This is a genomic window from Bowmanella dokdonensis (genome assembly GCF_017254865.1).
GTDB lineage: Bacteria > Pseudomonadota > Gammaproteobacteria > Enterobacterales > Alteromonadaceae > Bowmanella > Bowmanella dokdonensis.
In genome coordinates, this window is sequence record NZ_JAFKCV010000016.1 from 1 (window position 1) to 17,099 (window position 17,099).

Consider the following 17,099-nt stretch of genomic DNA (forward strand, 5'->3'; position numbering starts at 1 on the left):
GCCAAGTGGTATATCGAAGAGTATTACAATACAGTAAGACGTCATGGGACACTCGGTGGAGTCAGCCCCATGGCATTTGAAAAACAATAGTTTGCAACCCGTGTCTACTTTATTGGGGGCAGATCAGATTATCTGCCAGTTGTCAACGGATTAGCTTGTTATCGTCCCTTGTTACTCGTTACTTGTTACTTGTCACCTGTCCCTTGCTACCTGCCACTGCTCACTCCTCACCGGACATACGTCCGCGGCATGCGCTGATTGATGCGGGTCAGCAGTTCGTAGCCTATGGTATTGGCCGACGCAGCTACCTCTGAGACCAGAATATTTTCGCCCCAGATTTCCACTGTATCGCCAATGCGCACCTGTGGCAGGTGCGTTACCTCCACGGCCAGCATATCCATTGACACTGCGCCGACCACTCTTGCCCGTTGGCCATGCAGAAACACCTCGGTGCTGCTGTTGATCAGCCTGGGGTACCCGTCCGCATAGCCGATGGCCAGGGTGGCGATCAGGCTCTGGCCTTCCGCCTGCCAGTACGCCCCATAACCTACTGTTTCCCCTTTTTGCAGGGTATGCAGAGCCATCACCTGACTGGTTACTGTCATGGCCGGTTTAAGACCCAGTTCAGAGGGGGATTTGCCGGGCACGGATGAGCAGCCGTACAGCATGATACCGGGCCGGTTCCAACCATTGACGGCATCAGGCAGGCCAAGGAGGGCGGCGCTGTTGGCCAGGCTGAACTCACACCCGGTCCCGGCGACCAAATCCAGCAGTTGTTGTTGTTGCAGGAGGTTCATCTGTGACTGCTCCTGCTCGGCGCAGGCGAAATGGCTGCAGACAACGGGCTTTCCCCGCACCTGGGACATGGCGCTCAGCCTGGGCAACCAGGACTGCAACTGCTGCTGATCGAGTCCCAGCCTGTGCATGCCGGTGTCCAGTTTCAGCCAGCAGTTTACCGGCTTGTTCAGGCTGACCTTTTCCAGCATGCGTAATTGATGCTCAGAGTGAAACATCAGCCAGAAATTATGCTCTGCCGCCAAGGCCAACTCCCCGGGCTGAAAAATCCCTTCCAGCAACAAAATGGGCTTGCTTATGCCCTGCTCCCGCAGGGCAAGGGCCTCATCCATAAAGGCCACCGCAAAGGCAGGCACGTGGGGCTCGAGATAGCGCGCCACGTCCACTGCGCCATGGCCATAGGCATTCGCCTTGAGCACCGCCATGGCCTGCCCGTTGGGCGCAAGTTGCATAACCCGTTGATAATTATGCAGGATAGCCGGCAAATCGATTCGGGCGGACGTGGGACGATAATGCATGTTGCGCAAACCTTAGAGGAATTTCTTAACCTGACATCAAAGGAATATTAATTTACTAACAAAAACAAATTAAGCAATATTTTATTCCTATGCGGGAATGTTCTATTATCAGGCTAATCGAGCTTTGGGTTAAAGAGGTAATACTGATGAATCGCTGGAAATGCCGTTTTCTGGCCGCTCTGCTACTGACGGGCAGCCAGTCGCTTTTTGCCCAGTCTGAGGACTGGCAATTGCCTGGGGATGTCGAACAACTGGTAGTGGTGACCACGCCTGACTGGCAGGCCATCCAGGGACAGTTACGTACCTTTGAACGCACGGAAGCCGGCTGGCAGCAGGCCGGCATTCAGTCTCCGGTGACCATAGGCCGTACCGGCCTGGCCTGGGGATTAGGTCTGCACCCCATCCAGGAAGGCAGGCAGAAGCAGGAAGGTGACGGTAAGGCGCCAGCGGGCGTCTTTGCACTGACCCAGGCCTTCGGCTATGAGGCGCTGAAGGGCCTGGATATGCCCTATCAACAGATGCAGGCCAGTCATTATTGCATGGACGTCAAAGGCTCACCCTATTACAACCAGATAGTGGATGCCGACAAAGTCGGCAAAGAGGCGGTAGAAGGTTCATCAGAAGGCATGCGCCGGGATATCCACTACGGTGACAGCCTGTACAAGCAGGGGGTGGTGGTGGCCCACAACCCAGCCAATGTATCCGGCGCCGGCAGTTGCATTTTCTTGCACCACTGGCGCGGGCCGGATAAACCCACTGCCGGCTGTACCGCCATGCCTGAAGACATTATGACCCAACTGCTGAACTGGCTGGTCAGCGAAGAAGCACCCGCCATGGTCATTCTTCCACAGGATGAATATAAAAGATTGCAGGACCACTGGCGGTTACCGGCGCTGTAAGAGCGCCGGCAATATTGTTACTTCTCAGAACTGATCTGGCGGCTTCGTTGCAGCGCCAGGATCAGCAGGTCCACCAGATAAGACAGGTTGATGGCCTGGGGGGGCAGCAACAGTTGCGGTACGTGGTTGTCCACCAGCATCTGCAGGGTGATATCGCACAGGCTGGGCAGTTTAGTATCGCCGTACTTGCAGATGCCGATCACCTTATTGCGATGGCTGCGGTTCAGCCGAACCAGCTCCTGCAGATGTTCGTCGCATTCCTCCAGACTGATAATGACCAGCACTTTGCCTGGCTGGACCTGATCCGCCAGCAATAAGTCCAGGCGCGAGTCTGTCACGTGCTGGACCTGTTTTTTCATCTGGCACAGCCCCTGCGCCAGCCGGGTGGCCGGATAACGTCCCTCGCCCCGCCCCTGTACCTGTATCCACCTTGCTTCATTCAGTACGCTGACCGCATGTACAAAGGTGTCAGAGGCTTCCACCTCGGCCAGATAATCGATGGTCTTAAGGGATTCCTGGCGAATAAAGTCGGTAATGGATTCCTGCTGCTGTGAATTGTCGAACAGACTGGTGTGATTCTGCAGGCCGATGCCGCGGGCCAGGCTCTCATTGACCGCCAGTTTCAGGTCCGGGTAACCCCGGTAGCCCATTTTCTGGCTGAATTTAACCACACTGGACTGACTGACGCCCACGGCGTTGGCCAACTGCTGCGAAGAGTAATCCCGCAGCAGGTGGGTGTTATCCAGAATAAAGTCTGCCAGCTTCTTTTCGCTGGAGGACATATTGTCGCGCATGGCTTGCATCTTCAATAAACAGGTCAAAGTGACTCCCTACTAGCGCTGTTCTCGCTTCTGCCATTGTTATTGTTATGCCCCTTTTTGACGTTCAAAAGGGGGTAACTGCCTAGCATAACGCTTTTTCAATTCTGGTCACCCCACAAATTGCACTCTCCGGCGATTTTCCTTTGACAAAAGTGGAAGAAAAAATATCCAGTGTCGCCTTTTGCCTGACAGACGCAATCGCGCACAAACTGCGGGCTGTCTGACTTATTCATGCAGTACTGCCTCGTAGACCAGGCTGACAATACTGCCGTATCGACCCAATTCGTACTCATCACCGGCAAAAACCAGGTTTTTGTCTTCTTTCTCTGTAATGTGGCTGTGCTTGCGGTTGGTCAGCAACACAATGGCCAGGTCATAAGCCGGATCGACTACCGTCACCGTGCCGGTCCAGCCTGTGTGGCCGATGGCCTGGGGGCTGGCATAGGGGCCGAAATGCCAGCGCCGTTCACCATTGCCGGCCCGGCGCCAGCCGAGTCCCAGAGTGATATCGGCATCGGAGGCCTTGCTGAACTGGTCAAGCACAGAAGGGGAGAACAGTTGCGTGTCACCATAGCCGCCGCGATTGAGCAGCACCTGCATCAGCACGCCCATATCGCCGGCTCGGGAAAACAAACCCGCATGCCCCGATACGCCACCCATTGAGTAATAGGCTTTTTCGTCGTGGACCTCGCCCTGCAGTACATAGTTGCGCACATTGTCGAACTGCAACCGGCCGCCGCGGGTATTGCCCTGAATCTCAGTGGCGGCAAACTGGCCTTTCACAAAGCCCTTTTTGAGGGGATTGAACAGGGTATGACTGAGCCCCAACGGCTGATAGAGCTGGGTTTCCACATATTTATCCAGTGCCATGCCGGTAATGCGTTCAATCAGTATGCCCAGAATCATGTAATCCGTATCGCTGTAGACGGGTCGGATGTCCCTGCCCGTCTCGAACGGTACCCGGGTCAGTAACAGCTTTTCGGTGTGGCTCTTGGCCTGGGAGAAAAACGTTTCTCCCAGTTCATTGTCGCGGGTAAAGAATCTGACCTCCGGGCCGTAGCCGGCCGTATGGGTCAGCAGGTCTTTGACCTGCCTGGCGCCCCGGCCGCCGCCGGTATACTCGCCGATATAGGTGGAAATGGGCTGGTTAAGATCCAGCTTACCTTCGGTGACCAGTTTCATCAGGGCGAAGTTGGTGGCATACATCTTGGTATTGGAGGCCATGTCGAACAGGGTATCGACACGCATGGGCAGCGGGTTGGCAAGGCGCACTCCGCTTTGGTCAAAAAGTTGCTGATAGCCGTAGGCCGACTCCTTAACTATCTTGCCGTCTTTGACCACCAGCAACACGGCGCCTGGGAACCCCTGGGCAATCTCATCCCGGATCAGGTCATCCACGGCGGAAAAGTCGTAGGGTTTGCCGGATAGGGGCTCGAGTCGGGGATAGGGAATACGGATACGCAAACTGGCGCCCTCAGGCTGGACATTCTCCACCCTGAGGGTATTAAAACCTTCGCGGGTCCGCCTGGCCAGGGAATACTGGTATTGTTGGTTGAGGTCAAAGGGCTGGGTGATATTCAGCTTTTCGCCGTTGATATAAATGTCCGCCTGGGTGGCCTCCAGGCTGTCGATAATTATCTCCCCCCGGCCGGCATAGGCCTTAAAAAGGCGTCTGTCATTAACCCACTTTCGCTCACTTGGCTGCGGCTCAGGGAAAATCTCATCCACCTGGCCGAGCATGACCTGAGGGACTTTCTCGTCTGCGGGCACCAGCTCAAGCTCATAGCGGGCCATCAGGGCTGCCAGTTTATCCGGGAAATACTTGTCCAACAGGGCAAACAAAGTGGCGGCGGTTTTATCTGTGGCCTCCCCTGTCACATGCCAGGGCAGAAAATGCATCTGGAAGGCGGACAGGGTATCGATAGTCTGCCTGTCGATGCGGCCGGTTTCGCTGATGCCGTAGCCATAGCTGCGCAGGGCCCGTTGCATCAGGCCCAGGGAGGGCGGCGCCAGGCTGAATATCTGCCAGTAATGGTTAACGGTGTCGTTGTCATACCAGGCGCCGATGCCTTCTTTGTAGAGCTGGTACCAGGGAAAGCGTGGACCCGGGTCGTTTTTGCGGCTGGGGGTGATATCCGAATGGCCTATGACCTGGGTGGGGCCGATGTCCGGATGCCTGGCCAGGATCTCTTTGGACAGTTTGACCAAAAGCTTGATTTGTTCCGGATCGTAATCGGGGAAGAGACACAGGCGCCCATCGCCGTGCTCGGCGCTGGCTGCCGGATCCATAAAATGATGGCCCATGGGCCGCTCACAACGGGGCACATTGACGATTTCGATGCCGATGGACTGGTCGTTCAGATCCTGACGGCCCTGCCAGTAACTGCTGCCGGCGTGCCAGGCCCGGTCCTGTTCATCCACCAGTTGAAACACTTTAAGTTCATCGTGGGGATAGCTGGCATCGAAGCGCTCTGGAATCAGGTAGTGGGAGCTCACATGCCGGCCCTCCACCAGCGCCCCTACTGACGCTTGATAATCAATAGCGGTGAAGTGCATGACCAGAAATTGCACCCTGTGGTTGTAACTCTGCGAGGGCAACTGGGTGACATCGAAACTGGCACAACCTCCCAGCAGCACAAGGAACCCCACCACTACACTTCTGATCCGAACCACTCGCATTTGCCTCTCTCATACCTTTGACTGACGCTGGCAAGGGTCAGTCTATAACAAACTCTTGCAGCAGGGCTCAGCAGCCTCACTGCGGTGCAGAGTCGCCGGTGAATGCTCCCTGCAACACCGGCATACCATCCCTCCCTGGATACAAAAATCCCCGCCGGGGCGAGGATTCAGATTAAAGGGTTGGCAAAACCTCCCTGTTCTGCCTCAGGACACCCGGTTAGAACTCCACACCGACTGACAATTGCAGTCTGCGTGGGTTGTAGTAGCTGCGCGGCGTACCGAAAGTGTCATCGAAGAAATAAGGATCGATGTTGTAGCCGGTCTGGCGATCAAACACATTGAACAGGTCTGCACGAAACTTCATTGTGAAAGTATCGTTCAGCACCCAATCCTGGGTATAGTTCAGATCCAACTGCCAGTGGCTGGCGCTACGACGGCTACCGGCCGGTTCACCGAATCGGCTGGTGGCAGAGACGGTCTCAGCGTAACCATAATAGGTCGGATCCCACTTCTCCCATGGTTGACCTGATTGATACAGCAGGTACGCGCCGATATTGGCATTCCAGTCAGTGGTGTAATAGCCATAAACCTTAAGAATATGGGGCTTGTCACCGCTGAGTGTGCCGTATTTGTTATCCCAGGAATAACGCCCATTGCCATCGTTATACCAGCTTGAACCGATAAAGGTGTTGGCATCGTTGGTAGCGGTGGTGTTGTCCTGGTCGAAGTTACCGTAGTAATGGCTCCACACATAAGACGCATTCAGGTAGGTACGGTCACCATTCCATTCGGCTTCCAGGCTCAGCTCATAGTACTTGGTCTGGCCATCATCCACCTCGGCGATAACGTAGCTTGAACCGCCTATTTCAGCACGGATGTCAGCAAGATTCTCAACATAGAGACCTTTTTCGGCAATATGTGCCGGTACTGAGCCATTGCCATAGGTGCCGGACAGGCGGGCCGTATTGGGAACGTCCTCCCAGAAATGTGAGCCTTCACGATATCTGGCATGGGCACGCAGGAACCATTCGTTGGTCAACTGCTTGGTGGTACCTATGGTAAATTCCTCAACCTGGCGGGGCTTCATATCTTCCTGAAACGCCTTACCGGATGAGCCCTCACGTGGCGTGGCTTCAATGTATTCACCAGCTTCATTAAACCAGACTTCCATCTGCGGACGGGCGTTACGGTCCCAGGACGCTGCCCGGGGAATTGAGCTGGCCTCTGGATTATAAGCGGCATAATTGGCAAACACTGTGTCTTCGCCGTTGTAACGCCACTCCACACCCAAACGCGGCTGGATCATGTCCTGCCAGTCGACCGTGTACATCTTGTATTTATGACCCGGTGCCACTTCGTACCCGGATACGGTGCCGGCTTTTTCACGCAGGCCTTGGCCGTAGTAGATATCTTCACTGATCAGCACACCGATATTGTAGGTAAAGTCACCATGCTCGATGCTGTCGTTGATTTCTATGTTGTAGGACTCGGACGACGAAACAATCGCCGGCACTGAAGTCTCTACCCCTTCGAAGCCAACCTGGTAGGTGTAGGCACGATAATAGATAGGCGTGTCGTCGCTTGCAGCTTCCAGCCCACCGATATAGGAGATGGAGCCCCAACCGTTGGAGCTACGAATCAGCTCTTCCTCTCCCTCAGACCATTTGAAGCCGAAATGCAGATTATGGGTTGTATCCCCCATATACATTTCATGATCCAGGGCAAGCTCGAAGCTGTCACGGTAGAAGTTAATATTGTCGAACTGGGAGTAGGCACCGACACCGCCTCCACCCATGCGTACGCCGTTTTCTACATAGCCGTACTGATCGATCAGAGCCTGAGCGCCGGCATTATCAAAATCCGCGTCGTCACTTAGTTCGGGAACGTTGAAGTAACCCATCTGATCCAGATTGGCCAAATCCAGTGAGCCGCCAATAGAAGGCACGACACTGAGAATATTGTCGGGAATGGTCGCACCTTCCTGGGCAAATTCACTGTACTGGAAGCTTAAGGTGGTGTAGTCGTCGATAATCCATGAGCCGTCGAAAATCAGGATATCCTGATCTGTCGTTCCGCCTTCAGAAACGCTGTCTGCCTCAAATTCACCTATATTGTTGGATGTCAGCTCTTTCTCTGAAGTTCTGTAACTCAGATTAAGCAGTAACTCATAGGTTGGTGCCCAGGTCAGCTTACCGAAGTACTCATCCCTTACACTCTTAAAGGGTTTAACCTCTCCATATGCAGTAGTCTTGCTTTGACCATCTTCTTCCGGACGGTAGTAAGACGCATAGAAAAACAGTTCATCTTCGATCAGTGGACCGCTGAGACTACCGGTAATCCAACTTTTATCTTTTTCTTCATCGATGCCAGCGTCAGGACTGGCTGAGAAATTGGCATCCTCCAGTTTATATTCCAGGCTGCCATGGAATTCATTAGTACCGGACTTGGACTTGGTATCTATGGCAAAACCACCTGAACGGTTAAAGCCCACTGCCTTGGCACCGCCACGCTCCATGGAAACCATTTCGATATCGTGGGTGGAAGGCTCTGAGGCCAGGTTACCAAACAGCGGCAGTGACACATCAACGCCATCGAAGCCGTACTTGTTGTCCACACCTGAACCACCGGCAGAAGGGCCCAGGGTTTCATTTTCTGAATATTGAATACCAGGCACCAGCTTAAACAGATCCCGATAGTTCTGACCCACTGGCACCCCTTCAACTACATCATCACCAATGGAATTAGTCAGGGAGGAGTTGCCTGAACGCACTATTGCACTGCCGACGATTTCAATCACCTCGGTGTCACTGCCGGGCGCCGACATGACCAGGTCCACAGTGGAAGTCTGATCCAGCAAGACATTGGCGGTGGCCTTGCGTACTGTGCCGTCTGCGGCAGTAAAGGTCAGCTCATAGCGACCGGGAATCAACAGCGGTAAATTAAAATTACCATCTGCATTGGTAGTAGTGGTTCGGGGCTTAGGCATAACATTACTGGAAGCGGTTACCGTAACACCGGCAGCGCCTGTGCCGCCGGCCTCAGTAAGGACCTTACCCTTAATGCCACCCGCCTGTTGGGCGACCACGGGCGCACTGACCATGGCAGCGGCCATCATAACGGCCGTCATACCTGTTAAGGGGGCATTCAATGCTCCCCATGTTGCCAAGGCCAGACGCTTTTTCTTAAACGTTGTGTTGTGTGATTTCATCTTGTTATCCCTGGGTTCTACTTGTTTTTGATGCTTGTGCTTGTTGCTGGCTTTTTAGTCAAGCCTTACGTAAATCTAGCATTCTTTTCTGATATTTAAAATAAAATATTCCCGTCAAATTTAAACAAAGGAATAACTTCTTCATTACAAAATGTGTCATTGAAACCAAAAAGGCCCGCACGGGGCGGGCCTTATATTCGGGAGGTAGCCGGGTTAAAAACGAACCGAGGCACTCAGGCGCATAGATCGTTGTCCCTGCAACGAGGTGGCGACGCCAAAGTCCTCATTAGGAATGCCCACACTGTCGGCTTGAGTCAGGAAATGATCGATGCGTGTGACCGTCTGAGTATTGAATACATTGAATATATCCAATGCAAAACGTGTATCCAGACCGGCAATAGTGGTGTCGTAAGACACCCGGGCATCCATTGAGACCAGCCAATCGGTGCGTCCGTAGGAATCTCTTGGAATATAGTTGTACTGCCTTGAAGCGGAGTCGTCATCCCCTTCGCAGTTTTCCACACAGATCCAGTTCATGTAATAGTGCTCATCGTTGGTATAGGGGTTGCCTACACCACGCACATTGATAGGTCGGCCGGAAGAGATGCTCATCGTCGATGACAACGTCCATGCTTCTGTCAGCGCATAAGCGCCGCGTAGTTTGAACTGATGACGGGTATCATTGGGAAGATTACCGTACCCTCCGACCAGATACATGGGATCATCACCATACTCCAACCAACCGGCAATGTTGTTTGTCGTATCACTGTTCACCCCGCCCTCGTAGTTACCCCAGCTATGTGACCAGGTATACGAACCATAGAAGGACCAGTCATCATCCCAGGCCCGTTGCAGGACAAGTTCCAGAGCGCCGTACTTTCTGAAAGGAATGGGACTGCCAATGCCCTCGTCGGTCTTGTTCATCGGATGGCCGGCCTGGATTTGTTCCTTACCCAAATCCACCTCGACAAGCTGCGTCTGGCCGTTGCATTCAAGTTGCAGACTGATGACCTGACCCGGGTTTCCGATCAGCCAGGTACCGGGTGAATCACATTCCCCCCAGTCCCGGTAAACCTTCATATCCTCCACGGCATTCTCAAACTTGCGGTAGATAACACGACTGCCCAGCATCCAGTCATCGTTGAGCATGGTCTCCATACCCAGGATAAATTCATCCTGATAACTGGCTTCTATGTCATTGTCTATTCGATAACTCTGGTCTTCGGCTGCTTCCACGGCACCAAATTGGATCTCCTCGCCGATAATGGGTCCAAGATTAGGCGTCAGATTAAGCTGCCCCGTGGATATCGGGTTCTCGGTAAATCCGCCTGTCCAGACACCATCGGTCAGCTCCCCGCCATCAAGGTAGTAATAATTGGATACATCGACAGTGCCGCCCCCTTCACGGGCAACCAGAGAGTTGGGCAAAGGGTAGTAGTAACGACCGGCATTGGCGTACACCTTGGTTTCGCCATTTCCATTCACATCCCAGGCTACACCAAGTCTTGGCGAGATCATGTCATCGATTTTCATAAAGCCGGTGCCACCGGCTCCTGCGGTGTCAAACTCGTCGTAGCGCAAGCCCATGGTCAGGGTCACCCTGTCCGTAACCGACCAGACATCTTCTACATAGTATGCCGAGGTCTCAGTCTCGAAGTTACCCAGGGTCTTGCGGGTTCTTGCCCTGACATAGTAATCGTATTCGTCGGTCAGCGTTTCTCCATTCAGAGAGCCGCCTGGGGTCACATCATAGATCTGGTAACGGGTCGCATCCGGGCCGGGATAGGCACGGTCCATCTGCGTAATGCGCGACTCCTGGTCCATGCCAAAGCGTATTAAATGGTCATCCGTCAGGTTCCATTCGAAATCCAGCCGCAGCGATTCCCGCTTGTTAACCCGGTCGTCAGTCATACCCAGGGAGGTACAACCTATATCGAAGATTGGCCCAAGGGCGGTATAGTCCATCACCCTGTTGCATTCCAGGGCAGTACTGGCATTGCTCCTTAGCTGCCGCTCAAGCTCTCCGTACATCACTTTCATGACAAAATCATCGCCGAAGTGACCCGTGTAGGTACCGATATAATTCTTACCACCATCTGTACTGTGGATCACTGAGTCGACCGTTCCGTCAGTAATGATATCGGTGGTCGCATCTGATTCGTCCGAGAAGGCAATCAGCTCCAGCAGATGATCATCGGTAATATACCAATCCAGTTTGCCCCCCCAGAAGGCGGAGTCATCTTCGTATTTACTCAGCCGGGTATCCGAGCTGTCCCAGGTATCCGTCTCTACCAGCCTGGGTTCGTACAAGGCGAAGAAAAACAGCTTGTCTTTGATGATGGGGCCCGAGGCATAAACGGACGCTGTATAGCTGTCACGGGTATCGTTCTCACGATTAACCACCTTACGACCTAATCTGTCATAGGTATTTTTACCGTCGCCACGCAACGAATCGGGTGAGTAATAAAGATCTGCGCCAAATTCAAATTCATTGGAACCCGACTTCACTACTGCATTGACAACGCCACCTGTGGTGCGTCCGAATTCTGCGGAATACCCGCCGGTCTTAATCTGAAAATCCTTGTAGAAGGAGAAAGGTACGCTGGAATAGCTGGTGGGCACTTCAGGATCCGTGACATTCAATCCGTTGATAAAGACGGCATTTTCAGCAGCGGATGAACCTCCAAAGGACACGCCGCCATGACGCCCCCCTCCCGTTGTACCGGGGGCCAGCAAGGCCACCGAGTTGAGATCCCGGGACACGGGCAGCCGCTCCAGCTCTACTGCGCCTATATTCAACGCAGACTCTGTTGAGGTGGTATCGATCATCGATATTCTGGCCCCTGACACAGATATCACTTCAATGTCGCCGGACGTCATCGCCAGATCCAGGGTCGTCGCCTCGCCTATCACGACCGAAACATCAGGCAACTGCAACGTCTGATAGCCCTCTTTCTTCACGGTAACGGCATAATCGCCAATGGGCAGTCTGGCAAAACGAAAACGACCGTCGCTGTTGGCGGTAACGGATCGGGTAATCCCCGTTGCTTTATTGGTAATGGTGACTTCAGCGCCAGCCAGATGTTGTGCATTTTCGGTGGTCACCGCCCCCCGAATCGCACCATCATTATTAGCGGCGTAAGCCATACTGCCGAAACCCAGTAAGCCACTTATCGCAATGCTTAGCACAGAGCGTTTGAGTTGTTTGTTAACCATGTGCGTTCCCTTATGTTGTTAGAATGAATTTGACTGCAACAGGTTGTGGTTCTATTGATGCCACATGGATAAAATATCACCAATAAACAGCTTGTAAATAATTTATTATTATCATTAATCAATTTTGTAATAATATTCCTGGAGAATTTGACGCTTTTGAGTAAAAATCTGCAGCGGTAAGATGATCCTGAGAATGAGAGCCTGAAGTAAGCCGGGCAGGCAATATAAGGAATTGCCCAGGTGGTGATGATTCAGTCCTGTATTCGCTTTTGTAGCCTACCTGGGGGTATGCTGTGCCCAGACTGAGAGACCTTGAAGTACCAAAGATAATGAGAAATTTGAAATCCGTTTTTTGCCTGATTTTCGGGCTGGTTATGGGTCAGGTGCATGCGACCGGGCCTTATCCCAGCGATGTGATTGGTGTCCAGGAACAGCAACTGAGTGCCGACTACTGGATATCGCGCACCAGTGACGCGCACCAGATTCTATTGGATAGAAGTCAAATCCAGACCCTGAACGAAAAAACTTTTGAACAGCAGCCTGAGTTGATCCGGCTGGTGGATATTCCAGGCCAATTGACCAGTACACAGCTCAGAGAGCGGATTGAGCAGGTCAGCAGCATTCCAAGCGGTGACAGGTTCTATGCCGATGGACGCAAGCTGACCAAGGCGGACTACCAGAAGTACGTTCAGAACATGAATCTGGACGGCGTGAAAAAACTAAACCCGGTCAGGTTTGCCCTGGTGACCCAGCGCACTAATATGCGCCGATTTCCCTCTGCCGATAAAACCTATAATGAAGCGATGGATCTGGATATCGATCGTTTTATCGAGACAGGTCTGTTTCCCGGCGATGCGTTAGCGGTGTATCACGAAAGCCTCGATGGGCAGTGGGTACTGGCCCGGGCCTATCATTATCTGGCTTGGCTGCCCAAGGCCGATATCGCCATTGGAGACCGGGAAGCTGTATTGCACTATGGCAAGAAAGCCCCCTTTGCCGTTGTAACAGGCGCCAAGGTGTTTACCAACTTTAATCCCGAAGTCGCGCAACTGTCCGAAAAGCAACTGGATATGGGTGTCAGATTGCCGCTGTGGAGCAATGCGGCGGTGAAGCATGATCTCTACGGGCAAAATCCCTATGCCAGCCATGTGGTGGAACTGCCCTATCGGGAAGAGGACGGCAGCCTGTCGTTTAAGCCTGCCCTGATCAGTAAAAACCAGGACGTTCATCTAGGCTACCTGCCTTATACCCGCGCCAATATTATAAAACAGGGCTTCAAATTCCTCGGGGAACGCTATGGCTGGGGCCATGACTATAACGCCCGGGACTGTACCGGCTTTGTTTCGGAAATCTACCGCACTTTCGGCATCCTGATGCCCCGTAACTCCGGTCAGCAAGGCAAAGGCAGCTATGGGCAGAACCGTCGCTTCGATGCCAACAGCAGCGAAGAAGACAAACTCAGCGCCCTGCGCCAATTGGACGTGGGCGATCTTATCTATTTTCCCGGCCATGTGGTGATGTATCTGGGTGACGAACAGGGAGAGCCCTACGTTATCCATGATGTTCACGGCATGGCCTATCAGGACGCACAAGGCAATTATTACCAGGGAGGGCTGAATGGGGTATCGGTGACACCACTTCTGCCCATGAGATTATCCAGCAGCATCAGCTATCTGGACAGAATCTACACGATCAAATCTATTCGATAAGGGATCCACGATGAAAATCACTGATATCAAATTTGCCATGCTCCGGGTGCCGCTCAGAACGCCCTTTAAGACTGCACTCAGAACGGTAGAAAAAATCGAGGACGTGATCGTCATTGTTGAAACAGATACGGGCCATGTGGGTTATGGAGAAGCACCCGCCACCGCTGTGATCACCGGCGATACCCATGGCTCCATCATCGAAGCCATTAAGACCATGATCAAACCCAAGTTGGTAGGCGAGGAAATCGAAGATCTGAATCGCATTACCCATCTTATCCAGGGCAGCATAGTGAAGAACTACAGCGCCAAGGCGGCGGTTGAGATCGCGATCTACGACCTGTTTGCCCAGCGCTACAAGGCGCCCTTGTACAAGATTCTCGGCGGTGGCGAACCCACCCTGAGTACCGATATCACCATCAGCGTGGATTATATCGACAAGATGGTGCAGGACAGTATCAAGGCGGTGGACAGCGGCTTCGAGACTCTCAAAATCAAGGTGGGCAAGGATATCGGAGTGGACATCGAACGGGTCAAGGCCATCTACGCAGCCGTGGAAGGTAAGGCCCTGCTGCGCCTGGATGCCAACCAGGGCTGGACTGCCAAGGAAGCCGTCTACGCCCTGACCAAACTGGAAGATGCCGGCGTCAGGCTGGAGCTGGTGGAACAACCTGTCAAAGGTCATGATCTGGAAGGCATGAAATACATCACCGAGCGGGTGCACACACCCGTGATGGCGGATGAGAGCACCTTTGGCCCCAAAGAGGTTATTGAACTTATCAAGATGCGCGCCGCCGATATCATCAATATCAAGCTGATGAAGACCGGCGGGATTTCAAATGCCATCCGCATCGCCGATATTGCAGAGACTTTCGATGTACAATGCATGATTGGCTGCATGCTGGAAACCAGCATCAGCGTAGCTGCAGCGGCCCACCTTGCGGTGGCCAAGTCTCACGTCATTACCAAGATAGATCTTGACGGTCCCTCCCTGTGCGCCTTCGATCCGGTGATTGGTAACGTTAAATTTAAGGGTTCGGAAATCACCATTGAAAACACCCCTGGCCTGGGTATCGAAGAGATCAAGGGCCTGGAGATGTTGAAATAGAGAGGCGTGAGGCAGAAAAACCTGACTTAACCAATTGATTGGTAAAGATTTTCTGCCAACCTCACTATTTCACTGGGAAATCGAAGTAAGTATCAGGATAAGGCTGCGGCGACAGGGAATAGTGCCACCACTCCATGGGATAATTCTTAAAACCCTGTGCTTCCATCAGTGACTTCAATAACAGGCGATTGTGCTTCTGTTCGTCGCTAACAGCCGGGTTGTCAGTATTGGACAGGGGATCGAACATATCGAAGGCCGACCCCATATCCAGCTCCTGCCACTGCCCCTGCTGGTTTTTTTCGCTCAGGGTCAAATCCACAGTAGCGCCGCGACTGTGACCTGAGCGCTCGGCAATATATTCCCCCACCAGCTTATCCTTGCCCAGATTGGGATAGTAATCGGCCTTGGTGCGGATATCGGCCAGATCCTCAGCCCAGCGCATAAAATGCGCCACCGCCCGCTGCGGCCGGTAGCAGTCGAAGATCTTCAGTTTCAGCCCTTGTGTCTGGGCCTGTTCCGCCACCCGGATAAGCGCCCCGGCTGCCTTGTCCTGTAAGATACACTTAGGGGCCAGATACCCATCCACCGCTTCGCCGACAAAGTTATTGCTGCCAAAGTAACGAATCTCATAGATCGCGTGCGGTAAGGCCTGGGTCATATCGGTAAAGTCGTCCGGCACGGGTTGGGCGACAGCAGCGCTGGCCAGCAGGCCAAACAGGCTGACCAGGGCGCGTTTATCTTTCATATTAAACACCTATCCATATCATCCCGGCTACCAGATAGGCAACCAGGGTCAGGGCTCCGCTGAACAGTGCATAGGGAATTTGCGTACGAACATGTTCAAGCAGGTCACAACCCGAGGCAATACTACTGACCGCGGTGGTATCGGAAATCGGCGAGCAATGATCGCCAAAGACTCCCCCGCCCAGTATTGCGGCCAGCAACAGCTCCGGTGGCAGGCCAAGGTTCAGCACCATAGGCATGCCAATGGGAATCAGAATAGCAAAGGTGCCCCAGGACGTGCCGGTAGTGAAGGAAATCATGGCGCCGGCCAGAAACAGCAGGGCCGGGATCAGGAACAGCGGCAGGGATTCGGCAACGATGCCGGCAATGAAGTCACCGGTGCCCACGGTTTTGAGGCTCGCACCCAGAGCCAGTGACAACAGCACTATGGTCACCAGTGGCAGCAATTCACCCATGCCATGGAAGCCAATACTGACCAGTTGCTTATGACTGAACCTGCCTGAGCTGAGCATCAGGAAATAGGCCACCATACAGGCCAGAGTAGTGGAATAGAGTACCGACTTTGAACCGTCTCCCTGGGTGATTTGCCCATCACCGGTCCAGTACATAAAGCCCAGCATGCCCACCACCATGGTCAGCAGCGGCACTAGCATATAACGCGCCTTGGTTGGCTTGTAGTCGATCTCTGTATGGTCTTCTATATGACTGAGCTTACGCTCGGATTCGCGCATCGGCCCATAAATCTTGCCGGTAAAGATAGTGAATAACACCACCAGCAGGGTGATCAGGGCATAGAAGTTAAGCGGTATGGTGCCGATCAGTATCGCCGCTGCCGTCTGGTCGGTGGGATAGTTGCCAAGCAGGCCCAGGATATAGGCTCCCCAGCCGTTCAGCAGGATCAGAATACAGATGGGCGCACTAGTGCTGTCGATAATATAGGCCAGTCTGGCCCGGCTCATCTTGAATCGATCAAACAGGCCGCGGGACAGGATACCCGCCGTCAGCACGCTCAGGTTTGACTCGATAAAGACTACCACCCCGGTAAAGAAGGACAGTAATCCCACCTGCCGCTGCGATCTGGCCACCCCTTTATTGATCAGTTTTTCTACCAGCGCCGTGACTCCGCCTGATTGACGCATATAGGCCAGCAGCGCACCGACCATCAATGAAAAGATCAGAATCCGACTGTTACCCGGTGATTCGAAAACCGAAACCACCCGTTCCAGGGTCTGGAAGGGTCCCATAAGCGTCGAGACAATCAGGCCCTGCTCTGCCTGTAGCATCAGCAGTAACTCGGAACTGAACAGGGCGACAATCAGGGCGAGGATGACTTCTTTGCGCCAGAACACCACGACTATGGCGAGCAAGGGGGGAAGTACGGTTAACCAGTCAGACAAGGGACACC

Annotated in this window: 10 protein-coding genes; 3 read left to right on the top strand and 7 right to left on the bottom strand. The window is 53.3% G+C overall.

The window, feature by feature from the left end:
• Positions 1–227: 227 nt before the first annotated feature.
• Positions 228–1,313, bottom strand: a complete 1,086-nt coding sequence (gene alr, locus J0A66_RS18745; RefSeq protein ID WP_206575391.1) for an alanine racemase — start codon at positions 1,311–1,313, stop codon at positions 228–230.
• A gap of 146 nt (positions 1,314–1,459) precedes the next feature.
• Between alr and J0A66_RS18750 the strand changes: the two genes are divergently transcribed.
• On the top strand, positions 1,460–2,212 hold the full coding sequence (locus J0A66_RS18750; RefSeq protein ID WP_206575392.1) for a L,D-transpeptidase family protein: 753 nt from the start codon (positions 1,460–1,462) through the stop codon (positions 2,210–2,212).
• Positions 2,213–2,229: 17 nt separating this feature from the next.
• Here J0A66_RS18750 and J0A66_RS18755 read toward each other — a convergent pair whose 3' ends face one another.
• From J0A66_RS18755 to J0A66_RS18770, 4 genes are all read right to left on the bottom strand, one after another.
• Positions 2,230–3,033, bottom strand: coding sequence for a MurR/RpiR family transcriptional regulator (locus tag J0A66_RS18755; protein ID WP_206575393.1), 804 nt, complete (start codon positions 3,031–3,033; stop codon positions 2,230–2,232).
• 225 nt (positions 3,034–3,258) lie between these two features.
• A complete protein-coding gene (gene pbp4b / locus J0A66_RS18760) occupies positions 3,259–5,712 on the bottom strand; it encodes a penicillin binding protein PBP4B (RefSeq protein WP_206575394.1) in 2,454 nt (817 codons plus the stop codon).
• A 217-nt stretch (positions 5,713–5,929) separates the two neighbouring features.
• Entirely contained in the window at positions 5,930–8,920 is a 2,991-nt protein-coding gene (locus J0A66_RS18765) for a TonB-dependent receptor (protein WP_206575395.1), read from the bottom strand.
• A 213-nt stretch (positions 8,921–9,133) separates the two neighbouring features.
• Positions 9,134–12,136 (bottom strand): TonB-dependent receptor, encoded by a 3,003-nt coding sequence (locus J0A66_RS18770; protein ID WP_206575396.1) that lies wholly within the window; start codon positions 12,134–12,136, stop codon positions 9,134–9,136.
• A gap of 338 nt (positions 12,137–12,474) precedes the next feature.
• Here J0A66_RS18770 and J0A66_RS18775 point away from each other — a divergent pair, with 338 nt between their 5' ends.
• Both J0A66_RS18775 and J0A66_RS18780 read left to right on the top strand, forming a co-directional pair.
• Positions 12,475–13,845 (top strand): NlpC/P60 family protein, encoded by a 1,371-nt coding sequence (locus J0A66_RS18775; protein ID WP_206575397.1) that lies wholly within the window; start codon positions 12,475–12,477, stop codon positions 13,843–13,845.
• 10 nt (positions 13,846–13,855) lie between these two features.
• The gene (locus tag J0A66_RS18780) at positions 13,856–14,950 is read left to right on the top strand and encodes a dipeptide epimerase (RefSeq protein WP_206575398.1); all 1,095 of its coding nucleotides are present in this window, start codon (positions 13,856–13,858) and stop codon (positions 14,948–14,950) included.
• 64 nt (positions 14,951–15,014) lie between these two features.
• On the opposite strand, the gene J0A66_RS18785 is transcribed toward J0A66_RS18780, so the two are convergent.
• Entirely contained in the window at positions 15,015–15,695 is a 681-nt protein-coding gene (locus J0A66_RS18785; RefSeq protein WP_206575399.1) for a M15 family metallopeptidase, read from the bottom strand.
• A 1-nt stretch (position 15,696) separates the two neighbouring features.
• Positions 15,697–17,091, bottom strand: coding sequence for a Na+/H+ antiporter NhaC family protein (locus J0A66_RS18790; RefSeq protein WP_206575400.1), 1,395 nt, complete (start codon positions 17,089–17,091; stop codon positions 15,697–15,699).
• Positions 17,092–17,099: the final 8 nt, after the last annotated feature.